15 protein-coding genes, 1 tRNA gene and 7 pseudogenes are annotated in these 23,863 nt (G+C 36.0%); 21 read left to right on the top strand and 2 right to left on the bottom strand.

Annotated features, from left to right (window positions below; translation table 11 throughout):
* The first annotated feature begins 89 nt into the window (after nucleotides 1-89).
* The 12 genes and pseudogenes from N7U66_RS08060 (at nucleotide 90) to N7U66_RS08005 (ending at nucleotide 10,035) form a co-directional block, all read left to right on the top strand.
* Complete coding sequence (locus tag N7U66_RS08060; protein WP_267678026.1) at nucleotides 90-1,154, top strand: anhydro-N-acetylmuramic acid kinase; 1,065 nt, start codon at nucleotides 90-92, stop codon at nucleotides 1,152-1,154.
* A 181-nt stretch (nucleotides 1,155-1,335) separates the two neighbouring features.
* Nucleotides 1,336-2,563: pseudogene (locus N7U66_RS08055) on the top strand (Glu/Leu/Phe/Val dehydrogenase dimerization domain-containing protein).
* 4 nt (nucleotides 2,564-2,567) lie between these two features.
* Nucleotides 2,568-3,963 (top strand): annotated as a pseudogene (gene nhaD / locus N7U66_RS08050) (sodium:proton antiporter NhaD).
* Nucleotides 3,964-4,013: 50 nt separating this feature from the next.
* Nucleotides 4,014-4,703 (top strand): MotA/TolQ/ExbB proton channel family protein, encoded by a 690-nt coding sequence (locus N7U66_RS08045; protein WP_267678025.1) that lies wholly within the window; start codon nucleotides 4,014-4,016, stop codon nucleotides 4,701-4,703.
* A gap of 10 nt (nucleotides 4,704-4,713) precedes the next feature.
* The gene (locus N7U66_RS08040) at nucleotides 4,714-5,106 is read left to right on the top strand and encodes an ExbD/TolR family protein (RefSeq protein WP_267678024.1); all 393 of its coding nucleotides are present in this window, start codon (nucleotides 4,714-4,716) and stop codon (nucleotides 5,104-5,106) included.
* 13 nt (nucleotides 5,107-5,119) lie between these two features.
* The gene (locus N7U66_RS08035) at nucleotides 5,120-5,950 is read left to right on the top strand and encodes an energy transducer TonB (RefSeq protein ID WP_313791467.1); all 831 of its coding nucleotides are present in this window, start codon (nucleotides 5,120-5,122) and stop codon (nucleotides 5,948-5,950) included.
* Nucleotides 5,951-6,024: 74 nt separating this feature from the next.
* Nucleotides 6,025-7,241: pseudogene (locus tag N7U66_RS08030) on the top strand (bifunctional folylpolyglutamate synthase/dihydrofolate synthase).
* 64 nt (nucleotides 7,242-7,305) lie between these two features.
* Nucleotides 7,306-7,383 (top strand) — tRNA-Val (locus N7U66_RS08025).
* A 276-nt stretch (nucleotides 7,384-7,659) separates the two neighbouring features.
* Complete coding sequence (locus N7U66_RS08020) at nucleotides 7,660-9,114, top strand: AsmA family protein (RefSeq protein ID WP_267678023.1); 1,455 nt, start codon at nucleotides 7,660-7,662, stop codon at nucleotides 9,112-9,114.
* Entirely contained in the window at nucleotides 9,095-9,238 is a 144-nt protein-coding gene (locus N7U66_RS08015) for a hypothetical protein (protein ID WP_267678022.1), read from the top strand. The genes N7U66_RS08020 and N7U66_RS08015 overlap by 20 nt, the downstream gene beginning before the upstream one ends.
* 104 nt (nucleotides 9,239-9,342) lie before the next feature.
* A complete protein-coding gene (locus tag N7U66_RS08010) occupies nucleotides 9,343-9,516 on the top strand; it encodes a hypothetical protein (protein WP_267678021.1) in 174 nt (57 codons plus the stop codon).
* Nucleotides 9,517-10,035, top strand: a complete 519-nt coding sequence (locus N7U66_RS08005; RefSeq protein WP_267678020.1) for a dienelactone hydrolase family protein — start codon at nucleotides 9,517-9,519, stop codon at nucleotides 10,033-10,035.
* On the opposite strand, the gene N7U66_RS08000 is transcribed toward N7U66_RS08005, so the two are convergent.
* Together N7U66_RS08000 and gldJ are read right to left on the bottom strand one after the other, a co-directional pair.
* Nucleotides 10,032-11,312: a UDP-N-acetylmuramoyl-tripeptide--D-alanyl-D-alanine ligase gene (locus tag N7U66_RS08000; RefSeq protein ID WP_267678019.1), complete on the bottom strand. Its 1,281-nt coding sequence runs from the start codon at nucleotides 11,310-11,312 to the stop codon at nucleotides 10,032-10,034. The two genes, N7U66_RS08005 and N7U66_RS08000, sit on opposite strands and share 4 nt — an antisense overlap.
* Nucleotides 11,313-11,376: 64 nt before the next feature.
* A pseudogene (gene gldJ / locus N7U66_RS07995) lies at nucleotides 11,377-13,062 on the bottom strand (gliding motility lipoprotein GldJ).
* 271 nt (nucleotides 13,063-13,333) lie between these two features.
* Between gldJ and porU (N7U66_RS21570) the strand changes: the two are divergent.
* The 9 genes and pseudogenes from porU (N7U66_RS21570) to N7U66_RS07955 all read left to right on the top strand — a co-directional run bounded on the left by porU (N7U66_RS21570) (nucleotide 13,334) and on the right by N7U66_RS07955 (nucleotide 23,855).
* Complete coding sequence (porU, locus tag N7U66_RS21570; RefSeq protein ID WP_313791466.1) at nucleotides 13,334-13,729, top strand: type IX secretion system sortase PorU, long form; 396 nt, start codon at nucleotides 13,334-13,336, stop codon at nucleotides 13,727-13,729.
* 135 nt (nucleotides 13,730-13,864) lie between these two features.
* Nucleotides 13,865-17,220, top strand: a pseudogene (gene porU, locus N7U66_RS22510) (type IX secretion system sortase PorU).
* Nucleotides 17,221-17,253: 33 nt separating this feature from the next.
* Nucleotides 17,254-18,513, top strand: a pseudogene (porV, locus tag N7U66_RS07985) (type IX secretion system outer membrane channel protein PorV).
* Between the two features lie 194 nt (nucleotides 18,514-18,707).
* A complete protein-coding gene (gene cdd, locus N7U66_RS07980) occupies nucleotides 18,708-19,190 on the top strand; it encodes a cytidine deaminase (RefSeq protein WP_267678018.1) in 483 nt (160 codons plus the stop codon).
* Between the two features lie 153 nt (nucleotides 19,191-19,343).
* Entirely contained in the window at nucleotides 19,344-20,345 is a 1,002-nt protein-coding gene (pdhA, locus tag N7U66_RS07975) for a pyruvate dehydrogenase (acetyl-transferring) E1 component subunit alpha (RefSeq protein ID WP_267678017.1), read from the top strand.
* A gap of 3 nt (nucleotides 20,346-20,348) precedes the next feature.
* Nucleotides 20,349-22,054 (top strand): annotated as a pseudogene (locus tag N7U66_RS07970) (pyruvate dehydrogenase complex dihydrolipoamide acetyltransferase).
* Between the two features lie 113 nt (nucleotides 22,055-22,167).
* The gene (locus N7U66_RS07965) at nucleotides 22,168-22,362 is read left to right on the top strand and encodes a hypothetical protein (RefSeq protein WP_267678016.1); all 195 of its coding nucleotides are present in this window, start codon (nucleotides 22,168-22,170) and stop codon (nucleotides 22,360-22,362) included.
* 52 nt (nucleotides 22,363-22,414) lie between these two features.
* The gene (locus N7U66_RS07960) at nucleotides 22,415-23,179 is read left to right on the top strand and encodes a M20/M25/M40 family metallo-hydrolase (protein WP_267678015.1); all 765 of its coding nucleotides are present in this window, start codon (nucleotides 22,415-22,417) and stop codon (nucleotides 23,177-23,179) included.
* A complete protein-coding gene (locus tag N7U66_RS07955; RefSeq protein ID WP_267678014.1) occupies nucleotides 23,169-23,855 on the top strand; it encodes an SDR family NAD(P)-dependent oxidoreductase in 687 nt (228 codons plus the stop codon). The genes N7U66_RS07960 and N7U66_RS07955 overlap by 11 nt, the downstream gene beginning before the upstream one ends.
* Nucleotides 23,856-23,863: the final 8 nt, after the last annotated feature.

Genomic DNA, 23,863 nt, shown 5'->3' with positions numbered 1-23,863 from the left:
TCTCGTTAATTGTTAATTTTATAAAATAAGAGTGCAAAGATAACGGTTAATTAGTTTTTTTTCAATAGATATTGCTATTTTTACTTTATATGATAAAAAATGAATACCATATAATTGGGGTAATGTCGGGAACATCATTAGACGGAATTGATTTGGCGTTAGTTACTTTCACATTTAATAATAAATGGACGTTTAAAATTAATGTTGCCGAAACCATTCCTTATTCTGAGAAGTGGCAGCTTGAATTGAAAACTTTAATAAATCACACCAAAGAAGAGCTCTATTTAATTGATCAATATTATACAGAGTATTTGGCTGATGTTATCAATCAATTTATTTTAAAACATAATATAGATACTATTGATGCCGTCTGTTCTCATGGGCACACGGCGTTACACCAACCTGACCGGCAACTAACCTATCAAATTGGAAATTTGCCCTTGTTAGTTAAAAAGTTAAAACAGAGGGTGATTTGTGATTTTAGAGTTCAAGACGTTGCTCTTGGGGGACAAGGTGCCCCGTTAGTTCCAATTGGAGATGAACTACTGTTTTCGAAGTATGATTATTGTGTTAATTTAGGTGGTTTTGCAAATGTTTCGACTAAGACGCAGTCAAAACGTATTGCTTTTGATATTTGTCCGGTGAATATTGTTTTAAATAAATACATCTCTACTTTAGGATTTAGCTATGATGCCGAAGGAAGAGTCGCGTCTGAAGGCGAAATAAACACAGCGCTGTTAAGCAAACTAAATGATCTAACTTTTTACAAGGAATCACACCCAAAGTCTCCGGGGCTAGAATGGGTAAATGAGGTTATATTTCCTTTAATGGAGCGCTATGCGCTTACTGTAAAAGATGTGTTAAGAACCTATGTTGAGCATATTGCCATTCAAATTGCAGAAGTGATAAACCAAAAACCTAACGCTAAGGTTTTAATCACTGGTGGCGGCGTTTTCAATTTGTTTTTAATGGATAGGATTAAACGATTAAGTAAAAATCAAATCATTATTCCCTCTCAGGAGATTATAGAATTTAAAGAAGCCTTAATTTTTGGTTTTTTAGGCGTTTTGAAATGGCGTGGTGAAAATAATTGTTTAAGTAGTGTAACAGGTGCGGTAAAAGATCATGCTTCAGGTATGATATATGAGCCATAACGCGCATAAAATCACAATTTAAGAATAAAAGAGAACTTTACTTTTTAAAGCTATTTTTTGTTTTTTATATTTGTCGAATCTAAACAATAAAATATCTTCTCACATGAATCAACTTTAGCTATTCTTCATCCATTTCGAAAATTAAATCAAAAAAAGTTAAAGCAGATTCAATAGCATTTAAATGAAAGAATTATTAAAAAAGTACGAAAATAAAGAGCCGTGAAATAGTATTCAATTGGAAAGATCCCGAAACTGAAGCTGAAGGGTGGACTGTGATCAATTCACTTCGCGGTGGTGCCGCAGGTGGAGGAACAAGAATGCGTAAAGGGCTTGATATAAACGAAGTTTTATCGCTTGCTAAAACGATGGAAGTGAAATTCACTGTGTCCGGGCCTGCTATTGGTGGTGCCAAATCCGGAATTAATTTTGATCCGAAAGACCCAAGAAAAAAAGGTGTTTTAGAACGCTGGTATAAGGCGGTGTCTCCATTGCTTAAGAGTTATTATGGCACAGGCGGTGATTTAAATGTCGATGAAATCCACGAAGTTATTCCAATTACCGAAGCATCCGGAGTTTGGCATCCTCAAGAAGGTGTTTTTAACGGACATTTTCAACCTACTGAAGCAGATAAAATTAATCGTATTGGCCAATTACGCCAAGGAGTCATTAAAGTGATTGAAAACCCTGGGTTTTCACCGGATGTCGCACGGAAATATACTATAGCAGATATGATTACGGGTTATGGGGTTGCAGAAGCAGTGAGGCATTATTATGAAATTTATGACGGCAGTATAGTAGGGAAACGCGCTGTTGTTCAGGGGTTTGGTAACGTGGGTTCTGCCGCAGCTTATTACTTGGCACAAATGGGAGCTAAAGTTGTAGGTATCATCGATATCTCCGGAGGGGTTATAAATGAGAAAGGATTTTCTTTTGAAGAAATAACCAATTTCTTTTTAACCAAAAACGGAAACACTTTAGCAACCGATAATATGATTCCTTTTGCTGAAATGAATGAGCGCATTTGGTCACTTCAAACTGAAATTTTTGCGCCTTGTGCAGCGTCGCGATTAATAACACAAGATCAGATTAATCAACTAATTGAGACCGGATTGGAAGTCATATCTTGCGGAGCAAATGTGCCATTTGCAGATAAAGAAATTTTCTTTGGTAGCATCATGGAACATACAGATGAAAGAGTGAGCCTGATTCCCGATTTTATATCAAATTGTGGTATGGCAAGAGTTTTCGCGTACTTTATGGAACGTAAAGTACAAATGACGGATGAAGCGATTTTTAGTGATACCTCAAATATTATTAAAAAGGCCATTCAAAAGGTTTACGATAAAAACCCAAAGACCACAGAATTAAGTAAAACAGCATTTGAAATTGCACTAACACAACTCGTATAAAACTATGGAAACAGTAATCATTCTTGTATTTGTTTTTGGCTATTTGGCCATTACATTAGAACACAGTATTAAAATAGATAAATTGATTCCCGCATTGGTCATGATGGCTATAAGTTGGGCTCTTATTTCATTAGGAATAGATACGTTTCCAAATTGGTTTGATTCTGCTAAACATGCTTTAGTCGATAATTTTCCTGCTTTAGGACATGAAGAAAAGATGCATTTAATGGAAGAAACACTCTTGCATCACTTAGGAAAAACAGCCGAAATTTTAGTGTTCTTGTTAGGGGCTATGACCATTGTAGAAATTATTGATTATTTCGATGGTTTTTCCACCATAAAAAACTTTATTAAAACTAAAAAGAAGAGTAAGATTTTATGGGTATTTGCTTTTTTAGCCTTTATCTTATCTGCTATTATCGATAACTTAACAGCAACTATTGTTTTAATTTCAATTCTTCAAAAAGTTGTAAAGGACAGAAGCGTTCGTATTTGGTTTGCTGGTTTAATCATTATTGCAGCAAATGCGGGCGGTGCTTTTTCACCAATAGGAGATGTAACAACGACAATGCTTTGGATTGGAAATAAGGTTTCTACAGGACATTTATTTGGTTACTTATTATTACCATCATTGGTGTGTATGCTTTTACCAACACTAATAGCTTCTTTTCTTCCCGCTTTTAAAGGCGAATTGGACATGGATAACAGTGCTACAGAAAAGGCTAAAAGTCGTTATAGTTCAACCATGTTATACCTAGGTTTAGGGGCTATTGTTTTTGTTCCGGTTTTTAAGATGGTGACCCATTTACCACCTTATGTAGGTATGATGTTATCTCTAGGGGTAGTAGCTATTTTTGCAGAAATTTATAGTTCGTCTAAATTTAGTTTAACAGAAATAGATGATGAAGTAAGTGCAGCGCATGCACATCACAGTCCAGTACACCATTCGTTGTCTAAAATAGAATTACCAAGTATTTTATTCTTCTTAGGAATTTTAATGGCGGTTGCAGCTTTAGAATCTTTAGGAACCCTGTTTGGTTTTGCATCATCTCTACAAGAAAATGTACCCATGTTAGGTACCGAATTACATCATTCGGGAGTCTCAGATTTGGTCATTATTTTATTGGGTATAGGTTCTGCAATTATTGACAATGTACCATTGGTAGCCGCTAGTTTAGGGATGTTTTCTGAGCCCATGGATAACGAATTGTGGCATTTTATAGCTTACTCTGCGGGAACAGGTGGTAGTATGTTAATTATAGGATCGGCTGCTGGAGTGGTTGCTATGGGCATGGAGAAAATTGATTTCTTCTCGGTACCTCAAAAAGATTTCTTGGTTGGCATTTATAGGTTTTATAGCAGGAACAGGTGTTTTCTTTTTTACAAGAACTTTATTTTAAACATACGCTACACAGAAAAATAACGTTATACATTTAATAAACCCCAACATATGATAAGTACATTTTTGCAAGACTCTGCACAAGGTGCAGAAGGAGAATCGGTTAAAAAAACATTGTCCATTATAGAGTTAGTGACTACAGGTGGAACAGCAGGAATAATTATTATAACAATCTTAATAGTACTAATGATTGTTGCAATTTATATCTATTTTGAACGGATTCTTGCCATCAAAGAAGCTTCAAAAGTAGATGCTAATTTTATGAATCAAATTAGAGACTATGTGAGTAATGGTAAAATTGACTCTGCTCAAAACCTGTGCTCTCAGTCAAATTCTCCGGTATCAAGATTAATTAGTAAAGGTATTTCTAGAATAGGAAAACCACTTGAAGATATCAATACAGCTATTGAAAATGCCGGGCGATTAGAAATCTATAACTTAGAGAAAAATGTGAGTGTTTTAGCGACAATTTCGGGGGCTGCACCAATGATTGGGTTTCTTGGAACAGTTATTGGAATGATACTCTCCATATTTGAAATCGCAAATTCAGGCGGGTCTATAGATATTAAAACATTAGCGGATGGCTTGTATACCGCAATGACAACGACCGTAGGCGGTTTAATTGTTGGGATCATCGCCTATATCTCATACAATCATTTGGTGGTTAGAACGGATAAAGTGGTGTATCAAATGGAAGCCAATTCATTAGAGTTTTTAGACCTTTTAAATGAACCGAGCTAAATCATAAATTATGAAATTAAGAGGAAGAAATAAAGTAACACCAGAATTCAATATGTCGTCGATGACAGATATTGTATTTCTGCTACTTATCTTTTTTATGATTGCATCTACACTCGTTTCTGCTGAGGCTATAGATTTATTGTTACCTAAATCGACAAGTAAGACGACACAAACAAAAAATGTGTCAGTGAGTGTCAATAAGGACATACAATATTTTGTCGATTTGAAAGAGGTGTCAAAAGATCAGTTAGAAGCTGAAGTACTTGCAAAAGTGGGCAGTACAGATTCACCAACAATTACCATACGATCAGACCAAGATGTAGAAATGAAACACGTGGTATATATTATGGATATAGCCAATAGAAATAAAATAAAATCAACGTTGGCAGTAAAATCTCAGTAATTCATAGTGCATTATGAAATATCTAAATACCAAACACGAACGTAATTCAGCAAAAATAACAACATTGATTGTGTTGATTTTGTTATTGTTGTTATTCGTAGTGGGACCATCGTATTTAGATCCACCACCCGAATATGGTGTCGCTGTAAATTTTGGCAATTCTTCCGTTGGAAACGGCACGGTACAACCCAAAACGTTGGTCAAGTCTGAAGATTTAAATATAAACAGGGAACCACAAGACGCGCCATCTGTGCCTGAAAAAGCCGAACAAGACGCGGTAGAAGAAACACAAGAGACTACGACATCTGAGCCAACAAAGGAAAATGTTTTAACGCAAGACTCTGAAGATGCCATCGCCATTAAAAAAGCAGCAGCTGCCAAAAAAGCGAAAGCAGAAGCTGATGCTATGGCTAAAGCAGCGGCGGCAAGCCAAGCGAAAGCGATTGCCGATGCGGAAGCAAAAAAGAAAGCAGAAGAAGCTAAGAAAAAAGCAGAACTAGACGCTATTATGGGCGGTTTGAACAATTCAGACGGGGTAAGTAGTGGGAGTCAGGGTAACGACAATCAAGCAGGCGATAAAGGGCAATTAGATGGTAACCCGTATGCACCAAGTTATTTTGGAGGAGGAAAAGGTACTGGAGGCGTTGGATCTGGATTAGGAGGAAGAGGTCAAGGAAAATTTCAAGAGGTAAAACAACAATGTAATGAATCTGGTTTAGTGGTCGTTAGAGTTGAAGTTGATCGAAATGGAAACGTTGTAAAAGCGGAAGCTGGTGTAAAAGGAACCGAAAACACAGCACTTTGTTTACTGGATCCTGCAAAGAAAATTGCAATGTCTCGGTAAATGGCCTGCAGATGCTAAAGCACCTGCCAGGCAAATAGGATTTGTGAGTATTGATTTCAAATTAGGACAATAAAATGACCTACACCGATACTGTTAATTGGCTATTCTCTCAATTGCCAATGTATCAAAACCAAGGTAAAAGTGCCTATAAAGTAGATTTGTCAAATACTATTTTATTAGTAAAACACTTAAATAACCCACACAAAAAATTCAAGTCTGTTCACGTGGCTGGAACTAACGGGAAAGGCTCAACGAGTCACATGTTAGCTTCCGTTTTACAAGAGGCAGGCTATCGCGTTGGACTCTATACATCGCCTCATTTAAAGGATTTTAGAGAGCGCATAAAAATCAATGGCACAGAGATTTCGGAACAAGCAGTGATTGATTTTGTAAACGAAAACAAACCTTTTTTCGAAGTTAATCGTCTTTCTTTTTTTGAAATGACTGTAGGCTTAGCATTCGATTATTTCGCCAAGCAAAACGTTGATATTGCAATAATTGAAGTGGGTTTAGGCGGGAGGTTGGACTCCACAAATGTCATCCTTCCGAAGTTTCTGTAATCACAAATATTGGTTTAGATCATACCCAGTTTTTAGGGAACACGCTTCAAGCTATCGCAAAAGAAAAAGGAGGCATTATAAAAAAGGGAATACCTATTGTTATTGGTGAAACTCAAAAAGAAACCGAGACCATCTTTAAACAGCTAGCCAAAGCTGAAGAGGCTAAAATAGTTTTCGCAGATCAGACAATTGATAAAAAATTCGAGAGTGACTTAATAGGGAGCTATCAAATTAAAAATAGTCGTACGGTCGTTCAAACGATTGAAGAACTCAAGCTTAAAGGGTTTAATATATCACCTAATCAATTGATAGCGGGGTTACGTCATGTGGTTAAAAACACAAAACTTATGGGGCGTTGGCAAAAAACACAAGAAAAGCCTACCGTTATATTAGATACCGCGCACAACAGAGAAGGGTTAGTTTATACGATGAAACAACTGCTAGAAGAAGATTTTGAAAACCTACACATGGTGTTTGGAGTAGTAAATGATAAAGATTTAGACTCCATAATCGGGATAATGCCGAAAAAAGCAACCTATTATTTTTGTAAACCAAATATTCCAAGAGGCATGGACGCTAAAACACTTCAGCTGTATTTTACACAAAAAGACTTTGTAGGGATGGCTTATAATTCTGTAAATGAAGCATATAAATCAGCATTGATTCAGGCAAATTCAAAAGATACCATCTATGTGGGAGGGAGTACTTTTGTAGTTGCAGAAATAATTTGAAAATTTTTTTAAAAAAACTTTTGCAAAACCAAAATGTCATGTATATTTGCACACCGAATAATAAGGGCGACTAGCTCAGTTGGTTCAGAGCACTTGGTTTACACCCAAGGGGTCAGGGGTTCGAATCCCTTGTCGCCCACCAAAAATGAAAATCCGATAACCTTAAGGTTGTCGGATTTTTTATTTATTACCGTTTCATAACTCCGTTGTATTCCAAAATAGCAACCGCTGTTCCACTTAAAATATAGTGTTTCAATAGTGATAGAAATGTTATCAAAACATAAAATAGATTTCATTTTTATTCCATTCAAACCATTAAAATAATTATATCAGTTTTTTAATGTTTCTTATCCCTTTTCAAAGCAATAATTGTGAACCATTATTTTGCTTCATATCATTTCTTAATTAACTTTAAATGATGAATAAGTGGATAAAATATGGCGTATATACACTCTCCATTACTACCTTAATAATAGTAGGTCTAGTACTGTATGCTAATCAGACGATAGAGAATAAAATCGAAAATTTTCTCGTGCATAGATTGCCGGACATCGTTTTTCAAAAGAATGAAGGGATTACTCTAAATACGTTTGAAGGTACGATAACTATAAAAAAGCCAATCATTGAAATTAAAAATAAAAACAACGACAACATCCACACTTATGTGTCGCTCGAAACTCTTATTATTGAGGATGTAAGCTATTGGGACTATCTTTTTAAATCCCAAATTAGGATTGAAGACATTAAATTGAAATCCCCCAATATTGTTTATTTTAAGGATAAGTATGAAAAGAATAGCAAACCCGATTCTACTAAAGGTTTTATAAAACTATATAAGCCAATACTTATAGATGAGCTCAGTATTGATAACGCGACGTTCCATATTTATGATTCTAAAAAAGATTCCGTCTTATTATATGTCGAAAACGCAACGATTGAAATTGATGATATAGAAATTAATAGAGAAATAATTAAGAACAGATTACCAGTTTCTTTTGACGATTTTGAGGCGGAAGCAGACTCTATTTTTGTTAAAACAAGCCATTTTGAAAATCTCAGCACTTCTAGTTTTAAGCTCAAAAACAATAAAGCAACAATTAATGCTATTGAATTAAAGACCAAATTTTCACGTAGCGCCCTTTCCAATATTATATCTAAGGAAAGAGATCATTTTAATCTTAGAATTGAAACACTAAAGTGTGAGGGTATAGATTTTGGATTCAATAAGAGAAATCTATACGTGACGAGTAGGGAAGTAAGCATCAATCAGCCACATTTTGAGATCTTTCGCGATAAATTAATTGCAGACGATGTGTCCACAAAAAAAATGTATAGCGAAGCGATTCGAACGATCCCTTTTGATTTAACTATAGATTCTGTTTTAATTCACGAGGCGTATATAAAGTATACAGAAAAAGTAACCGTTAATAATAACGGAGGTTCTATTGATTTTTCCAAGCTGTATGCTAATATAGCCAATGTAAGTAATACCTATAAGTCACCTAATAAAACCACCCTAGACATTGCTGGTATTTTTATGGAAGGAACTCCTTTTAAAGCTGACTGGGCATTTGATGTAAACAATAAAAGCGATTCCTTTGTATTTGCTATGGATATGGATCAACTAGAATTGTCTAAAATAAACACATTTACTGAGCCTAATTTAAAAGTGAAGTTAGAAGGGCAAACGAAAAAAATATTCTATACAATAGATGGTAATAATACCAGATCGACTATTGATTTTAAAGTGAATTACGATGATTTAAAAATTTCTGTTTTAAGAAAAGAAGGCAAAAAAGAAAACTGGCTTTTATCTGCTGTAGCCAATCTGTTTGTCTCTAAAACAAGCAAGGATGATCCGAGACAATTTTAGAGCCTCAGAAGCAGAAATTGAGAGAGATAAAACCAAATCTATTTTTAATTTTATTTGGCTTAATGTTAAACAGGGGCTTTTAAAAAGTATTGCAGGTGATGGAGAAGTGGAAGAGAGTAATTAAGACACCATAGCTTATCAGAAAATAATGCTTTTAGGCTTTATGTTTATAAGCCGATGGCCTGTGAAAAAGAATTACAAGTACAACAGTTAAATTTGAGATAAGAAATGAGGCAGGATAAAGGAGCTATAGTAAACACCGAAACGATAACCTTGCCATCTCTTGACGGGGTAACCATTACAGCAGATGTATACAAAATAGATATTGACCCATTACACTACTTCTATGCCACCAAGCGGGCTATAGCCGAGCAGAATATAAGACTACGGCATCACAATTGAATGCTTTGGGGTATTCGGTTATGGCCATCGATCAAAGGTCTCGGACAAGAAGTTAATGGGGTTATTAATGAAACTGCAAAAGTAGCTAAGGCACTAGATTTACCAACAAATTATAGCGATGCGAAACAGGATATAGAAGCGGCAATACATTTTATTTATTGGAATAACGGCAATAAACCAATCGTAATCGTTGGTAGTTCTTATTCTGCGACTTTAGCGTTGTTGATTGCTCATGAAAATGAAAAAGTGAAAGCAGTTGCCGCTTTTAGTCCTGGAGAGTATTTTCCTGCGATGTTTATTCAGGATAGGATTCAAGGTCTTAAAAAACCGCTTTTTGTGACGTCCTCTAAGGAGGAGGCAGCAGCCGTCTCACTACTTGTCAAAGAGGTATCCAAAAATAATTTAACACACTACGTTCCTCATGAACAAGGGATCCATGGTTCTCGTGCTTTATGGGAGTCTACGGAGGGTTGTTTAGGTTATTGGGAGTCTTTTAAGGCGTTTTTAGAGCAGCTTTAGAGTACATCTAAAAGGCGTTCTAAAGCCATCCCGCGTGAGCCTTTAATTAATAACGTTGTCTTTTTATTTGAGGGGATTTTGAAATCTTGTTTTAAGGCTTCAAAAGATTTAAATTTTGTTGTTTTTTGCGACACACTTTCAGTCTTATAAAAATTTTCTCCTACAAGAATAATTTCGTCAATATTTAAATCGGAAGCTAAATTAGTGATGGATTGATGTTCTGTTTTAGCTTCATTACCCAACTCAAACATATCTCCAAGAATGGCGATTTTATAATGATCCTTAAGTTGGTCAAAATTTGTAAGCGCTGCAGTCATACTTGTTGGATTGGCATTATAGGCATCTAGTATGATCTTAACGCCTGCTTTTTTAATAATTTGCGAACGGTTATTTTTTGGAGTATAGCTTTCTAATCCCTTTTTTATGTTTTCGGCAGAGACTTCAAAGTAATTTGCGATACAAATAGCGGAAGAAATATTGCTAAAGTTATATTCACCAATTAAATGGGTTTGAATACGGTGGCCATCAAACTCACATGTTACAAATGGCTGTGCTTCAATAAATTGAATAATGACTTCGCTGTCATTTGTTTTTCCAAAAGAATACACGTTACCACCTTGAGATAATGTCTGTTGCTTAGGGTCGTTGCCATTCACAAAAATGAGTTTATCATTTTTTTTCAAATAATTGTAAAGTTCTGTTTTTCCTTTAATAACACCCTCAACACCACCAAAGCCTTCCAAATGTGCTTTTCCAAAGTTTGTAATGTATCCATAATCTGGTTTAGCAATAGCGCATAAAAACGCAATTTCTCTTAAATGGTTGGCTCCCATTTCTACAATACCTATTTCTGTTTGTTTTGTCATAGATAGCAAGGTGAGCGCAACGCCAATGTGATTATTTAAATTGCCAACCGTAGCGGTGGTTTTATAATGTTGTGATAGTGTCGCATTGATGAGCTCTTTGGTTGTAGTTTTACCATTGCTGCCCGTTAGCGCTATTATGGGAACATTTAAATAGGTTCTATGGTAAGTAGCCAATGCTTGAAGGGTTTCTAATACATTTTCAACTAAAAGGTATTGCTCAGAGGTTTGGTATTCAGCCTCATCTATTACCGCATATTTTGCGCCATCTGTTACCGCTTGTTTAGCAAAGGCATTGCCATTATAATTTTCTCCTTTTAAAGCGAAGAAGATATCATTTTTCGCAAGCTTTCTAGTATCTGTACATACCTTTGGAAAGTTCAGCAATAACGCGTGCAGGTCTTTTATTTTCATAAAATAAATGTATAAAAAAAGTCCTAACGGTGTGTTAGGACTTTTAATATATTTTAAAAAAATATTAGTTTTTAGTCTTATTCTTATTTTGAGATTTAGAACCCACTCGAGACATAGCACATCTAAAGCCGATGTAATCTGTAGCCATACTTTGTGGGAAATAGCGTCTTTGTGCAGGGTCTAACCAATATTCTCTATCTTTCCATGACCCTCCTTTATAAACACGAGTTTCATCATTAATTAAAGACGTTCTTCTGTTAGACTTATCCCATTCTCTAACCAATGTTCCAGTCGAATCATATTCTACACTGTGATTTGGAGAGTTGTACATTTTACGGGTAAGTGAAGCATTTGTTGGGTTATTGCCGTCCACTTCATCATCAAAACTTTCACTATAACCTCTTGATGATTGCTTATCACCATCTCTAAAGTTACGGTTATCACTTCTGTCAAAGTTTGTTCTCAAATACGTTTCATTTTCGTTAACAGCAACTTGAGCAATTTCGCCAGGTAAATCTCTAGCAATAACCTTTCCGTTTGGTAACGTATCGTATACAATATCGTCGGTAGTTACAATAGTAACCGTACCGTCTTCTGAGATTGCATTTTTAGTATAGACATTACCTCTATAGTAATTGAAATCGTTAAATTCATCATCAACAATAGGACGATACACATCGGCAACCCATTCAGCAACATTTCCAGCCATATCGTATAAACCATAATCATTAGGTTCGTAAGATTTTACTTGGGCAGTAATGTCTGCACCATCGTCAGACCATCCTGCAATACCACCGTAATCACCTTTTCCTTGCTTAAAGTTAGCCAATTGGTCACCACGCACTTTACGTTTCCCGAACGGGTATACTGTCCATCCCATGGGTATTTTTTTCGTCCTCTATAAACGTTATAACTTCTAATTTCAGATAAACCTAAAGCGGCGTATTCCCATTCTGTTTCAGTAGGTAGTCTATACTTAGGAGAAATAACTCCCGTTTGTCTAGAGGCATAAATTCCAGTTTCGTTTCCTTCAGCATCTACTTGGATGTTTCTTGATTTTCCTGGGTTTATGATGTCTTCATTTCCACCAAAGGTTTGTTTTGGAGAATTGATATAAGTATCTGTATTAAAGTTGGCGTCAGCAGTCGCCTCATAATGGCTATCTTCTCTTAAGTAGCCATCTTTTTGTAAGTACATTTCGTTCACACGGTCTGTTCTCCAATTTGCATATTCTACAGCTTGAATCCAACTAACACCTACAACAGGATACTCAGCGTAACCCGGGTGGCGCAAATAATTTTCCGTCATTACTTCGTTATACCCTAAACGGTTTCTCCATACCAATGTATCTCGGCACAACGCCATCATATATTCTTCGGAAGTTTTCTTCTTCCGGTGGATACACTCTTTTAATCCAATCTAAGTACTCCATATACATTACATTAGTTACTTCTGTTTCATCCATATAGAACGATTGCAAGTGTTGTTGATTGGGGGTGTTGTTCCAATCATGCATGACATCATCTTGAACACGACCTTTTGTAAATGTTCCCCCTTCTATAAAGACTAGACCTGGAGATGTTTCTTGTTCTTTAAATTGTGTGTTGTATTGGAAACCACCTTCTTTTGCGTTAATATCCCATCCTGTTCCTCTTGAGACGTTTGATCCGCCGGATGATCTGCCACAACTAACCAAGGTTAGCGACACTGCTAATAACATTAAAATCCTTGATACGATTACTTTTTTCATACTGATACGTTTAAGTAGCTAATTATGTTTTATTTGGAGACGCAATATAACAATTATACATAACTCTACAAGCTTTTTTGCGAAATATGAGTAAAAAAATTGCATTTCATCCTAATTATATGCTTTACATCGATGTTTTTTGTGTGTTTTATCGATGATTTCATACACTATAACGGCGCTTTTTTTGTTTTATTATTGTAATTTTGAAACGTTTTTGTGAAAATGTTAAAATTTCAATAATAACGGAGTAATCTAGACGTTAGTATAAGCAATGAAAAAGATATTATTTATTATAGCAGTATTATTAAGTGGTACTATGTTTTCTCAACAAAAGAAGATTAATATAACATGGCAAGCTAGTAAAACCTTTAGTTCGAGTGACTACGCTGTAGAAATACCGCTTTTTTCCCCTGAAGAGCATTACAGCTACAGCCTTTTTGATGGATTAAACATTGTGTCCCAATGGAAAACGAACACTTATGTCAACGAAAAGAGCGCACAGCTTACCAACATAAAGTACCAGCCCATCTCTAAAGGAGACTTAAAAGGGTTAGACTTAAAAAAGATTCCCTCGAAAATAAAAGTCGAATTAAAAAATTCTATTGCCGAGAGATCTAAGTTTTGCCGTATTAAAGGTGCCTGCAATAGTAAAGTCCGGAACGGATAGTTATAAAAAGGTGGTTTCTTTTACTGTAAATTATAAAAATGCACCAAGGTTGAATTCGGCGCTCAATAGGTCTAGCTTTCCAATAAGTAATTCGGTACTTAGCACAGGTTCTTGGTATAAATTTGCTATTGATAAATGCGAGTATTTAAATTGTCTAAAAATTTTTTACAACAATTGGGGATTAGTGTGAACAATATAGACCCTAGAACTATTGGTATATATGGTAATGGAGGTGAAATGATTCCATATCTTAATGATGCCACCTATCCAATCGATCCTGTAGAGAATGCCATTAAAGTTGTTGGGGAAGCTGATGGTGTTTTTAATGATGACGATTATATCTTATTTTATGGGGTTGGACCTAAGGGTTTGGTTGACAATACTGCTATTAACACGAATATTAATCCGTATCAAGATATTGCTTATTATTATATTAATATTGGTTCAGGCCCAGGAAAACGAATGAATGCAATGGTTGAGCCTAGTGCTTCACCTTCATTACAAATAAATACGTTTCAAGACTATCAATTTCATGAAGTAGATGAGTTTTCACTTGCTTTAGTAGGAAGACGCTGGTTTGGTGATAAATTTGATATTGAATTGAATAAAACATTTGCATTTAATTTTCCAAATTTAGTGGGATCTGAACCCGTTCAATTTAAAGTTTATGCCGCGGCTATTTCTCCAATTGCCTCTAGCTTTGCGGTCTCTGTAAATAATAATAGTGTTGCAAACCTTCCTATTTCAGGGATTGGACCAAATGATCCTAATTTTGCTCATGAAGGTGTTTTTAATAATAACATCGCTATTTCGTCCGACAATGTTTCGGTTCAAATTAGTTATAACAAAGCGGGTAATCCCAGTGCAGTGGGGTATCCGGATTATATTTCATTGGAGGCTACAAGAGCATTAACCTTTACAGGGCAGCAATTAAAATTTTATAATAAAAGTACCACTCAGACCTCAGGTGTAGGGAATTACACGATTTCGAATACCACAGGTGTCTCCGAGGTTTGGGATATTACAGATACTAATAATATAACTTCAAAAGTCAACGATAATCAGACTTCTATAAGTTTTAAATCTAGTTTAGGGCGTCTAAAAACATATGTGGCCGTGGCGCCTTCAAATTACTATAGTGCCATTGTGGTGTCTAATTCTAATATTGCGAATCAAAATATTAAAGGCTCCATATTTAAAAATGCTCAAGGCCTTTTTCAAGATATCGATTATTTAATGATTACTCCAGGGGCACATCTAAATCAAGCGGAACGTTTGGCTCAAATTAATAGAATCCAAAATAATTTAAATGTAAAAGTCGTTACTGTTGAAAGTATTTATAAAGAATTTAATTCGGGAATAGTGATATTTCAGCCATTAGAAATTTTATTAAATATGTTTATGACAATGCCAGCAGCCCTGAAAAGAGAGTAAAGTATTTATGTTTATTTGGGGATAGTTCTTTTGATTATAAAGGAAGGATTTCTAACAACACCTACAATCTACCTTCATGGAATGCCTATTCCAGTTTTAATTTAACGAGCTCATTTATTTCCGATGATTTTTACGGCATGATGGATACTAACGAAGGAACTTTAGTGACTGCTGATAAGTTAGATATAGCAGTAGGACGAATCCTTGCCGATTCTCCACAACGGGCTAAAAAAATGGTAGACAAAATAGAGAGTTATTACTCTAAAGAGGCGTTGGGAAACTGGAGAAATAATATCATTGCTATTTCAGATGATGTTGATATTATATGGGAACGCATTCTTCAGGAAACTACTGATGCAATAGCAGATGAAATTACAGATAGGAAACCTTTTATCAATGCTATTAAAATACATGCCGATGCTTACCAACAACAATCTTCTGCCGGTGGAGATCGTTATCCAGCAGTTACTTCGGCAATTGCAGATGCTATAGAAAATGGTGCGCTAGTAGTTAATTATTTTGGGCATGGCGGTGAAGACGGATTAGCCTTTGAACGTATTTTTGAGAAAATGGATGCTGAAAACTTAAGGAATCAATGCAAGTTAAATTGCTTTGTGACTGTTACCTGTGAGTACACAAGGTTTGATAATCCGTTGCGGGTTACTGCAGGTGAATTAATATACTGGAATGAAAAAGGAGGAGCTATCAGTTTAATAACAACAACACGACAAATTTTTGTGACTGTTGGTGTGACATTCAATAAAAAATTAGAAGAGTATTTGTTTTCTTACAGTGATAACGATACGTATAGTGATTATGAGTATCCAACAATTGCAGAGGCCTTAAGACTTACGAAAATAGACCCTTCAGTAACGAATATTAATCAGAAATATTTGGTGTTTTACATTGGTGATCCTGCTTTAAAACTAGCATTCCCAGATCCGGATGTGCGTCTTACAAAAATTAATGATGTACCAATAAGTCAGCAAACCGAGGTGTTAAGTGCACTAAGCTACGCAAAACTAGCTGGTGAAGTAACCGATATTTCGGGTAATGTTTTAACCAATTATAATGGTAAAGTCGTGACTACTATTTACGATAAATCAATACAAAGGCAAACCCTAGCGAATGATAATATTTCAGATGGAGGAGAGCTTATAAAATTGGATTATACAACTTTGGGTGAAGTGATCTTTAGGGGACAAGTTACCGTTACTAATGGTAGTTTTGAATTTGATTTTATTGTGCCAAGAGATATTGGTATTCCTGTGGGGTATGGTAAGGTGAGCTTTTATGCTTCAACCGATAATTCAACTAAAGATTTAAGTGGTGCTGCAATAAATAGTGTGCAAATAGGTGGGATTAATGCGAATGCACCTGAAGACAATCAAGGACCAGTCATTAATTTATTTATGAATGATGAAAATTTCGCATCAGGAGGAGTTACTAACGAATCGCCAACACTCTTAGTCAAATTACAAGACGAAAATGGTATTAACACAGCAAGTGGTATTGGTCATGATATTGTTGCTGTGATTGATGGAGATGAAGTAAATCCGTATGTTTTAAATGATTATTATATTACAGAATTGGATGATTACACGCGCGGAAATTTGAGTTTCCCCTTTAGAGACTTAGAACCGGGTTTACATACACTTTCTCTAAAAGCTTGGGATGTTTACAATAATTCCTCAACTTCAGAGTTACAGTTTAGAGTTTTTAATGAAGATGCTAATTTAGTCATTGATAACGTTTTAAACTACCCCAATCCTTTTGTGAATTACACAGAATTTTGGTTTAGTCACAATAGTTCAGAAAATTTAGAGGTATCGGTTCAAATTTTCACTATCTCAGGCAAGTTAGTAAGGACATTAAATGGTAAAACTAGCGGAGCAGGGGTGAAATCAACGGCTTCAACTTCTCGAGATATTGTTTGGGATGGGCGCGATGATTTTGGGGATAAGATAGGCAAGGGAACTTATATCTATAAGTTAAAAGTACATTCAAGTGCGATAAATAAAACCGTAGAAAAAATAGAGAAACTTGTTATACTCTAATAAAAAATTATATTTGCTAAATAAAATTAATCCATGAAATTAAACCTATTAACAGTATTAGCCATTGTTTTCGCACTTAACTTAAATGCGCAAAACTCATTTCAAATAGAACCATATCAAGATTCCGGAGTGATTACTACGGGAGTGCCTTTTTTGTTAATTGCACCCGATGCGTGAGCGGCGTCGATGGGAGATATGGGCGTGGCGACATCGCCGGATGCTTTTTCACAACAATGGAACTCTGCAAAATATGTGTTTTCAACAACGAAATCTGGTTTTGCAGTAAGTTATACACCATATTTAAGTAAGTTGGTCAATGATATTTTTTTAGGCAATGTCACTTATTTTAATAGAATCAATGAGCAAAGTGCCTTTGCAGCAAGCTTTAAATATTTTTCATTAGGGGAAATTGAATTTGTTGAAGATGAATTTTCTGAAGCATTAATTCAAAAGCCTAATGAGCTAACTATTGACATATCTTATGGATTAAGGTTAAGTGAACAATTCGGTATGGCAGTAGCCATGCGTTATTTGCGTTCTGATTTAAAATTAAATTTCGGGAATAATGATACTACAACAGGAAGTACCTTTGGGGTAGATATTACAGGGTATTATCAAAGCGATGAAAAAGCTTACAACGATTTTAATGGTCGTTGGAGAGGGGGTTTTGCCATTCAAAACTTAGGACCTAAATTTAAATATGACGAAGGAGGACAAGAGAACTTTCAACCCACGACGTTACGCTTAGGTGGTGGTTTTGATTTTATTTTTGATCAGTATAACAAATTAGGAGTCACTGCTGAATTTGCTAAATTGTTGGTGCCAACGCCTCCAGTTCTTGGCGAAAGAATTGAATATGTCGATAATAATAACAACGGACAATATGATTTACCTGATAATGATCCTACAACAACTGATGATGAGGAAATAAACACAGAGGAGAATTATATTATTGATGGACAAGACAATAACGTTGATTTTATTTACGGTATTTTTCAATCCTTTGGTGATGCACCCGGTGGAGTAAAAGAAGAATTGCAAGAATTCACTTATGCTTTAGGTGCAGAATATTTGTATCAAGACGCTTTTGCTTTTCGATTGGGTTATTTTAATGAGCATGAAACAAAAGGTGCACGAAAGTTTTTCGCATTAGGAGCAGGTTTTAAATACAATGTTATGAATATAGATTTATCGTATTTGTTCTCTGCATCAAAAGTGCAAAGTCCGTTAGAAAGTACTTTGCGTTTCTCTCTAACCTTTAATTTAGGAGCAGGAGAATATAAAGAGTATTAAAAATATAATGAGATTATAATAAAAAAACTATTGCCCATCGCAATAGTTTTTTTTGTCTTCAATAGTTTCCATATATTAGTTATACCAAGCGAAGTTTGATTTATAAAATTGAGCATAGCGTGAAATATGCTTATATAATAAAAACCTAATGATACACAGCCTTTAAAAGTTAAAGGTTTGTGATACTAAAGCTTATGAAGGAAGTAAAAATAGAGTCGACACTATATGTTTTTGAGTCACTCAGTGACACCCCGGAAGACATTCAAAAACTCATGAAGGCAGCGATAGAAGTTCGAGATAAGGCTTATGCGCCATACTCAAGATTTCATGTGGGTGCTGCATTATTATTGGATAATGGGAACGTGATTTCAGGAAGTAATCAGGAGAATGCGTCTTACCCTTCCGGATTGTGTGCAGAGCGTACTGCTATTTTTTATGCTGGCGCACAATACCCCAAAGCCAAAGTGCTAAAAATGGCCATCACAGCAGCGTCTCAAAATCAGAAAACAAACAATCCAATACCACCTTGCGGGGCGTGCAGACAGTCCATTGCTGAGTATGAATTTAAGCAAGAACAGCCTATAGAAATCTATTTTATGGGGGAGACTGGAAGCGTCATGAAATCAAGTTCTCTATCTAATTTATTGCCATTTAGTTTCGACGCTTCAAATCTATAACGATTTCGTAAACTTTACGATTTTCAGTCTTTTTTATTACTAACTAAAGTGTTACTTTTGTTATCGCTTATGCCAATTTTAAATTGGTATCTCAATAAGAAACGGTAAAAAACCAAATCTTGAGCATTGGCATGGTTTAAAATAATAGATTAAATGCAAAAAATCACAAAAGAAGTTTACCTAAAGTGGTATGAAGATATGTTATTACGGAGGAAGTTTGAAGACAAACTTGCTGCCGTTTACATTCAGCAAAAAGTAAGAGGATTTCTTCACTTATATAATGGTCAAGAAGCCGTTTTAGCAGGTGCTTTACATGCTATGGATTTGACTAAAGACAAAATGATAACCGCGTATCGTAATCACGTACAGCCTATTGGTATGGGAGTGGATCCTAAACGTGTCATGGCCGAGCTCTATGGTAAAGCAACGGGAACCTCTAAAGGTTTAGGGGGTTCCATGCATATCTTTTCTAAAGAACATCGCTTTTATGGAGGACATGGTATTGTAGGTGGCCAAATTCCACTAGGTGCAGGGATTGCATTTGGTGATAAATACCACGATAAGGATGCCGTTACCATTTGCTGTTTTGGAGATGGTGCTGCTAGACAAGGTTCGCTTCATGAAACGTTTAATTTGGCTATGCTCCGGAATTTACCAGTTGTATTTGTATGTGAGAACAATGGTTATGCTATGGGAACCTCAGTAGAAAGAACAGCCAACCATACAGACATTTGGAAGCTAGGATTGGGTTACGAAATGCCATGTGGCCCTGTAGATGGTATGAATCCGATTAAAGTTGCCGAAGCTTTTGACGAGGCGATTACTAGAGCGAGAACCGGTGGTGGACCAACATTTTTAGAAGTGAAAACCTATCGATATAGAGGGCATTCCATGTCTGATGCGCAACATTATAGAACAAAGGATGAGGTTGCCGAATACAAGAAAATAGATCCCATAACACAAGTTAAAGACATTTTATTAGATAAAAAGTACGCAACTGAAGAGGAAATTAAAGTTCTCGATAAGCGCGTAAAAGCATTAGTTTCAGAGTGTGAGAAATTTGCAGAAGAATCTCCATATCCGGAAAAGAGTGTTATGTATGATGCTGTTTACGAACAAGACGATTACCCATTTATCGAGCATAAAATACAATAAGCTATGGCAGAAGTAATAAATATGCCGCGTTTAAGCGACACGATGGAAGAAGGTACGGTGGCCAGCTGGTTAAAGAACGTTGGTGACAAGGTGGAAGAAGGAGACATTTTAGCTGAAATTGAAACCGATAAAGCAACGATGGAGTTCGAGTCTTTCAATGAAGGTACGTTACTTCACATTGGTATTCAAGAAGGTGAAACGGCAAAAGTAGATACGTTATTAGCGATTATAGGTGAGGAAGGCGAAGATATTTCAGACTTAGTGAAAGGAGGAGCTTCTACAGATAAAAAAGAGGATAAGGAAGCGCCTAAAGCTAAAGAAGGGTCTGAGGATGAGGAAAATGACTCAGAAGATGCATTAGAAAGTAAAAGTGAAGACGAAGAAGTCAAGGCATCTACAGCCAAAGAAGACACTAAACCAATGGAAGATATTCCGGAAGGGGTAACCGTTGTTACTATGCCTCGTTTAAGCGATACCATGGAAGAAGGTACCGTGGCCACTTGGTTGAAAAAAGTAGGTGATAAAGTAGAAGAAGGCGATATTTTAGCAGAAATAGAAACCGATAAGGCGACTATGGAATTTGAGTCTTTTCAGTCAGGTACTTTATTGCAAATTGGTTTAGAGGAAGGCGCATCGGCAAAAGTAGATGCCCTATTAGCAATCATTGGCCCGAAGGGACAGATGTGTCCGCAATAGCGAAAAACTTTAAAGCCGCAGGAGGAACTTCAGAAAAAGCGGAAGATTCACCTAAGCAAGAATCAAAAACAGAAATTCCAAAACAAGAGTCTAAGAAAGATGTTTCCATGAGCGCTCCAAAAAAATCCGGAGAAACGCAAAGTAATTCATCTCCAAACGGCCGTATTTTTGTATCCCCTTTGGCCAAAAAGATGGCAGAAGAAAAAGGCATTAATCTTTCTCAGGTTCAAGGTACTGGGGAAAACGGTCGTATAGTAAAACGTGATATAGAGAATTTCACAACCTCCGTGGCCTCCTCTGCATCTGCTGCAAAATTTGTAGCTTCGGGTACGGAAGATTTTGATGAGAAACCAAATTCGCAGATGCGCAAAGTCATTGCGAAGCGTTTAGCAGAATCTAAATTCACCGCACCACACTATTATTTAAATGTAGAGTTTGACATGGATAATGCTATGACTTTTAGAGCACAGTATAATTCATTGCGAGATACTAAAATTTCATATAATGATATGATTGTTAAGGCCTGCGCTTTAGCATTACGTCAACATCCACAAGTAAACTCTCAATGGTTTGCAGATAAAATGAAATTAAATAATCATGTACACATTGGGGTAGCGGTGGCGGTTGAAGATGGATTAGTCGTGCCAGTAGTTAAATTCGCTAATGAGCAATCCTTACCACAAATTGGAGCGGCAGTGAAAGATTTTGCAGGACGCGCAAGAAATAAGAAATTGACACCAGCAGAAATGGAAGGGAGTACCTTTACGGTATCGAATTTGGGGATGTTTGGTATTGAAAGTTTTACATCAATAATCAATCAGCCAAATTCAGCAATCTTATCTGTAGGTGCTATTCTTTCTAAGCCCGTAGTTAAAAACGGACAAGTGGTACCAGGAAACACGATTAAACTCACACTCGCTTGTGACCATAGAACGGTTGATGGCGCCACAGGAGCAGAATTCTTACAAACTTTAAAGGGGTATATTGAAAACCCCGTAACGATGTTAGTGTAGTTTTTTATAGCTGTTCAATTTGAGATCTTAAAAAAGAAATTAAAAATCATAATCCCAATTCAGCCTATTTGAATTGGGATTTTTTTATATTTAAACGCATTATAAAACTACATATGAAATCAATAGCAGCATTATGTATTGCCACCTTGTTATTAGGTTGTAATACTTCAAAAAACACAACAACAGAAAATACCACGGATGGTTTAGAAACTCCCGCAACGGTAATCGTATCTGCAACACCTAAAATGTCTGAAATTGTTTCTACAAGCGAAGTGAAAGAAATCGTTAGTTTTCACGGCTTCCGATGATTTAAAAGGTAGAAATACGGGAAGTGAAGGCATTGCTGAAGCGGCAAACTATGTGGAAAATCAATTTAAATCCTTTGGGTTAAAACCCTATTTTGAGACCTATCGCGATACTTTTAAAGTTGGAGCATTAGACGCTTTCAATGTTGTTGGATTGGTAGAAGGTAATGATCCTCAATTAAAAAATGAATACATCGTTATTGGCGCACATTACGACCATATTGGTTCGAGTGCTGAAGTTGATGGTGATAGTATCGCCAATGGCGCAAATGATAACGCCGCTGGAACGAGCGCTGTATTGGCTATGGCAAAATACTTTGGAAAAAATAAAACAAATAAACGTAGCTTGATTTTTGTCACTTTTACTGCTGAAGAAAAGGGCTTGTTAGGATCAAAACATTTAGCCGAAAAATTAAAAGCTCAAAACATCAACCTGTATACCATGATTAATTTTGAAATGATTGGAGTGCCTTTTGTAGGTAGAGATTATGACGCTTTTATCACGGGTTACGCCATGTCTAATTTAGCAGAAAGAATCAATGCTTACGCAGGTGACAAATTAGTAGGCTATTCAGAAGTTGCTAAAAAATATAATCTATTTAAACGATCAGATAATTACGCGTTTTATGAAGCTTTTAAAGTGCCTTCTCACACCATATCCTCTTGCGATTTAACTAATTTTGATTTTTATCATCATGTGGATGATGAAGTCGATAAATTGGATTACCATTTTATGGCCAATTTAATTAACAAAATGGGACCTGTTATAGAAGCCATGGCAAATGCAGCAACCCAAGAAATTAAAATGAATGACAACTAAGAATATTATCATTACAGGAACAAGTAGAGGTATAGGATTTGAGCTAGTACATCTATTCGCTAATCAAGGACATAATGTTTTAGCGCTGTCTAGAAACGAACAGAAGGTGAGTAACCTACATTTTGATAATATAGAATCCTTTTCTTTTGATTTATCTGCAGTAGATGATTACAAAAAAGTCGAACATTTTATTAAAACAGAATGGAAGCAGGTCGACATCCTAATTAATAATGCCGGAACGTTGTTAAATAAGCCCTTTGCCGAAACGACCATGGCGGATTTTGAACACGTATATAAAACGAATGTTTTTGGAGTTGCAGAAATGACGCGCTGTGTTTTGCCATTCATGAAAAAAGAGAGTCATGTCGTTACTATTAGTTCTATGGGGGGAGTACAAGGCAGTATGAAATTCCCTGGCTTGTCTGCTTACAGCTCAAGTAAGGGGGCGGTAGTCACATTAACAGAATTACTTGCAGAAGAATATAAAGAAACGGGACCCAGTTTTAATGTATTAGCGTTAGGGGCGGTACAAACAGAGATGCTCGCCGAAGCGTTCCCAGGGTATCAGGCTCCAACAACAGCGTTGGAAATGGCGAAGTATATTGTAGAATTTTCACTAAACGGAAATAAGTATTTTAACGGTAAAATGCTACAGGTGTCCAATTCTACACCTTAAAATGTTCG

Origin of the sequence: Lacinutrix neustonica (assembly GCF_026625145.1) — a bacterium.
GTDB lineage: Bacteria > Bacteroidota > Bacteroidia > Flavobacteriales > Flavobacteriaceae > Lacinutrix > Lacinutrix neustonica.
Note: the sequence above shows the minus strand (reverse complement) of the source record. Positions and strands in the feature narration are given on the sequence as shown.